Annotated in this window: 4 protein-coding genes; 2 read left to right on the top strand and 2 right to left on the bottom strand. The window is 63.4% G+C overall.

The window, feature by feature from the left end:
- The coding region (locus tag PF446_RS02985; protein ID WP_298069580.1) for a GGDEF domain-containing protein at positions 1 to 1,042 on the top strand (1,042 nt) is incomplete at its 5' end.
- Between the two features lie 233 nt (positions 1,043 to 1,275).
- Entirely contained in the window at positions 1,276 to 2,484 is a 1,209-nt protein-coding gene (locus PF446_RS02980; RefSeq protein WP_298069577.1) for an ISL3 family transposase, read from the top strand.
- 29 nt (positions 2,485 to 2,513) lie between these two features.
- Here the strand turns inward: PF446_RS02980 and PF446_RS02975 are convergent, their stop codons facing one another.
- Both PF446_RS02975 and ccsA read right to left on the bottom strand, forming a co-directional pair.
- Positions 2,514 to 3,233 carry a DUF6445 family protein gene (locus PF446_RS02975; protein ID WP_298069574.1) on the bottom strand — a complete coding sequence of 240 codons (720 nt, stop codon included), beginning with the start codon at positions 3,231 to 3,233 and terminating at the stop codon, positions 2,514 to 2,516.
- Between the two features lie 110 nt (positions 3,234 to 3,343).
- Positions 3,344 to 4,144 (bottom strand): cytochrome c biogenesis protein CcsA, encoded by an 801-nt coding sequence (gene ccsA, locus PF446_RS02970; RefSeq protein WP_298069572.1) that lies wholly within the window; start codon positions 4,142 to 4,144, stop codon positions 3,344 to 3,346.
- Positions 4,145 to 4,192 lie beyond the last annotated feature (48 nt).

Below are 4,192 nucleotides of genomic sequence, written 5' to 3'. Positions count from 1 at the left end.
CATTGCCCGCGCCTATGCCGCGCTGGGCCAGCCCAAGAGGGCCATGAAGATCATCGAGGCCGCCATCCACGACGCCGAGCACAGCAGCAATCACGGCCTGCTGCCGCGCCTGTATGCCGGGGACAGCCGGTTTGCCGAAGCCGCCGGCGACCTCAAGCATGCCCTGGCCAGCGCGCGCAAAGTCAGCGCCCTGCTCCGCAAGCAGCGAAACCCCAGCCTGCTGGCGACCGAAAAGGTACTGGAAAACCGCTATCAGCAACGCGAACGCGAGTTGCGCATACGCACCCTGGAACACCAGAACCGCAACAAGACGCTGGCATTGGAAGTGGCCAAAGCGCGCACCACCCACCAGGACGAGGTGGCGAAACGCCAGAAGCTCTGGATCCTGTTCGCCATACTCACCTCGATCGGCCTGCTGGTGGTCACCGGTCTGCTGTACCTGCTGCTGCGCTCGCAACGCCACCATGCCAGCGCCCTGCGGCAGTTGGCCCTGCGCGACCCGTTGACCGGCGTGGACAACCGCCGCGCCTTCATGCAGACCGCAAGCGAGATGGTCGAGGGACCGCGCACCTATCCGGGCGCAGAACATGCGCTGCTGTTGCTGGATCTGGATCACTTCAAGGCAGTCAATGACACGGCCGGTCATCCGGCAGGCGACCGGGTCCTGTCCGACGTGGTCAACGACCTGGAGCTGGCCAGTACCGGTGTCGGTCGCATTTCCCGGCTGGGCGGCGAGGAATTCGCCTTGCTGTGTCCGCGCATGGGGGCCGACCAGGCCCTGCGCCACGCGGCCGTCCTGTGTCATCGGATCGCCACCCTTCCATTGCCCCTGCCGGAGAGTTCGCCGGTCCAGTCGGTCACGGTCAGCATCGGTGTGGCCATCCTGGACGGAACCCATTGCCGCGACATCGAGACCTGGCTGCGCGCGGCCGACTATGCGCTGTACAAGGCCAAGGCGCAGGGCCGCAATCGGGTGGTGCTGGCCTCGCCCACCTACGGCGATGCCGAAGCCTCCGAGCATGTCGACCCCGACAGCGACTGAAGGCGCCCCGGCGCCGCTGGTGATCCGCGTGGCGGACCCGCGCGGCCCACAGCATGTGCCCGGATGGGCCACCGTGCGGCCACGACAGGCCACACGGCGTGGCGCATAAAAAAAGGTTCTTCGCGGTTAAGCGGGACTGATCGTATTGACAGATGAGGGGATGGGTGAGGGCGGCAGACGGCGGATAAGCTGAAAGCTCTCACACCCACAGCGGTTCGACCGCCGCCGCCCTCATGCATGATGCTATTGATGCCGCCCACTTTTGGATAGGGTTTCGTTTGATCGAGACCCAAACCTTGTCAGAGACCCACCTGCTACTTCGGCTGGAAGCGGACCCTAATATCGACCCGCGCTGCGGTCGTTGCCGGATGCCCTGCGGGCTGATTCACGACCGCAGTACCCGGCGGGTGCGGGAACGAACCCTGTTCGATCGGCAGGTGTGGCTGGAGGTGCCACTGCGCCGTGTTGCATGCATGAGCTGCGGCGTGAGCACCGAGTACGTGCCCTGGTTGCCTGCGCGTAGCCGCCTGACCGGGCGTTTGATCGCCCATGTCGAAGCCCTGCTGCGTCTGCTGCCGATTCGCCATATCAGCCAACTGACCGGACTGCATTGGCATACCATCCGCGCCATCGATGCCCGTCGCCTGGCGCGCGAAGTGACGCCGCCGGATCTGTCGCGGTTGCGCCGACTGATCATGGACGAGTTTGCACTGTTCAAGGGCCACCGCTATGCCACGGTCGCCATTTGTGCCGATACACAGCAGGTGCTGTGGGTCGGTGAAGGCCGCTCACGCAAAGACGTGCAGCCCTTCTTCGAGATGCTCGGCCCGGCGGTCTGCGCGCGCATCGAAGCCGTGGCGATGGACATGAACACGGCCATGGATTTGGAAGCCAAGGCCCATTGCCCCAACATACGCGTGGTCTACGACCTGTTCCACGTCATCGCCAAATTCGGACGTGAAGTGATCGACCGGGTCCGCGTGGATCAGGCCAACGTTCTCAAGGCCGACCCGTCCGCCCGCCGCGTCATCAAGCGCAGCCGCTGGTTGTTACTGCGCAACCGGGGCAACCTCACCGACGAGCAGGCCGTCAAACTCGATGATCTGTTGGCCGCCAACGCGCCGTTGACGACCGTCTACGTGCTCAAGGCCCAGCTCAAGGAGCTGTGGTATGCGCCCGACGAGAACGAGGCCCGCCGCCGCTGGAACGAATGGCATCGCCTCGCCTTGGACAGCCAGCTCCCACCCTTGATCGCCTTCGCCAAACGGTTGGCTCCGTATCTCGAAGGCATCGTCGCCAGCTCCCTCTACCGGCTGAACACCAGCGTCCTGGAAGGCATGAATAACCGCATCAAGGTTATCAAGCGCATGGCCTATGGCTACCGGGACTCCGCTTACTTCTTCCTAAAAATCAAGGACGCCTTTCCCGGGAAAGCGCGATGAACCTAGTTTTTTCGTTCCGGGAACCCGGCTCAGACCGTATGCCGTTGACTGGTGAAAAACCCGATGAACGTCAGGCGGCCCTGGGACGGGTCTTTGGACAATCGGCTCGGGTCGGTGATGTCGCCCGTGTGCAGGATGTTGGCGTCGTAGAAGATCATCCGGTTCCATCGGGCGGGCACCTGGCCGATGCGCCTGAAATAGCGGTTCGATCCGTTCATATAGCCTGGCGCGATGTCGTATCTGCGGTTGAACTGTTCGGTCGGCAGGGACGTGGCGTCGCGGAATAGCTCGATGGTTTCCACATCGCTGCGTGTGGGCACGTAGAAGCTGGTACCGCCCAGGGCGGGGTCGTCGAACAGATACAACACCGAGGCCTGGATGCTGTAGATCGAGGGCAAACCCATCTGGTCGATATGGCACAGCCGCTGGAAGGGCTTCAGTTCGGCGGGCTGGCACGTGACCATCGCCAGACGGCTCTGCATCTGCAGTACGCGCTGTACATCGAAACGTTGGCGGATGTGGCTCTGGAAGTACGTGTGAAGTGCTTCGCCGAGCGCCTGTGGCGGCAGCAGGTAGGTGCCCGGATAGGCGGTGAAGTCGAGATCCTTGAAATCATCACGCTGTTCGATCGCCCATTGTCGAAGCCGTTCGGGTTCACGCAGCGCATCGTCAATCACGTAGCAGGCTTCGCCGTTGTCGAACGAAAACGATTCAATCTGGGGGTTCGGGTTGAAAAAAGAGTCGTCCATGAAGTGTATAGGCTCCTGCATTACACGCCGGGTTCGATTGTATTCAAAGCCCCGGTCGAAGTCCGGCTGCCTTGGGGAGTCAGGCCGGGCAGTGGGGCAGGTTGCGATGACTAGACCACAGGGTGATGCAGGATCACTTCCAGCACGAACTTGGTACCGAAGAACGCCAGCACCAGCACAGCCATGCCGAACAGGGTCAGGTTGACTGCACGGGTGCCACGCCAACCATGCCGCCAGCGTCCCCAGAGCAGGGCGCCGAAGACCAGCCAGGCGATGATGGAAAGGATCGTTTTCTGCACCAGATGCTGGCCGAAGACGTTGCTCACGAACAGCGTGCCGGTGACCAGGGTGAGCGTCAGCAAGGTGAAGCCGGCATGGATCAGGCGGAACAGCAGGCCTTCGGTAAGCGTCAGCGGCGGCAGGGCGCGCAGCCAATGGCCAAACTGGCTGCGTCGAAGGGCACGCTCCTGAACCGCGAGCAGGATGGCCAGGGCCGCGGCGATGGAGAGTACGCCGAACGCCAGCAGCGCCACCGTCACGTGCAGCTTGATCTGCCAGTCGATCGGGGTCGGCGCCGTCGGCGGCGCAATGAATTTGTCGATCGCCAGCAGGATGGCCGTCAACGGAAAAATGATCACGCCGAGCCCGGCGACCGGTCGCGAGAGGTTGACCAGCAGGGTCAGGCTGGAGACCACCCAGGCCACCAGCGACAAGGCGGCGAAGAAATGCAGGTCCAGTGCACCGCGATGCATGCCCAGCAGCACCGCGGCATGGGCCAGCACGGCCAGCGTCGCCATGCCCATGGCCGGTCGTGTCAGGGGCGCGCGGCCATTCAGCAGCGGTCGACCCAGCGCGCCGGCGGCGGCCAGATACAGGGCGATGGCAAACAGGCTGGCGATTGTGACGAACATGACGCGCAAGTGTCGCACAGGCGCACGTCACAGGTGAATGCATCGTTC

The organism is Oleiagrimonas sp., assembly GCF_027858935.1.
GTDB lineage: Bacteria > Pseudomonadota > Gammaproteobacteria > Xanthomonadales > Rhodanobacteraceae > Oleiagrimonas.
The sequence above is the reverse complement of the archived record's forward strand: the minus strand, read 5'-3'. Positions and strand labels throughout refer to the sequence as shown.

Excerpts from the sequence above, each read along its gene's own strand:
- ccsA (WP_298069572.1), bottom strand. The coding sequence starts at position 4,144 with ATGTTCGTCACAATCGCCAGCCTGTTTGCCATCGCCCTGTATCTGGCC.
- PF446_RS02980 (WP_298069577.1), top strand. The coding sequence starts at position 1,276 with ATGCATGATGCTATTGATGCCGCCCACTTTTGGATAGGGTTTCGTTTG.
- PF446_RS02975 (WP_298069574.1), bottom strand. The coding sequence starts at position 3,233 with ATGGACGACTCTTTTTTCAACCCGAACCCCCAGATTGAATCGTTTTCG.